The organism is Bradyrhizobium sp. 23AC (assembly GCF_054863025.1).
Window position 1 is genome coordinate 1 of record NZ_JAVAYN010000325.1, and the last position, 232, is coordinate 232.

Annotated in this window: 1 pseudogene; it reads left to right on the forward strand. The window is 47.8% G+C overall.

Going from position 1 to position 232, the window contains the following annotated elements:
• Window positions 1-232 (forward strand): annotated as a pseudogene (locus tag RAD10_RS42615) (putative 2-aminoethylphosphonate ABC transporter substrate-binding protein); the annotation flags it as partial.

Genomic DNA, 232 nt, shown 5'->3' on the forward strand with positions numbered 1-232 from the left:
GCGTTTCAACCAAGCTCATCCAGACATTAAAATTAACGGGGTACGCGATTCAACGGGCGTGATTACAGCTCGTCTATTGGCAGAAAAAAACAATCCTCGTGCCGATGTGGTTTGGGGACTGGCGGCAACCAGCCTAATGTTGCTGCAAGATGAAGGGATGCTACTGCCTTACTCACCTAAAGGTGTCGAAAAACTGTCGCCTAAATTTAAAGACAGCGCTCAACCCACTCAT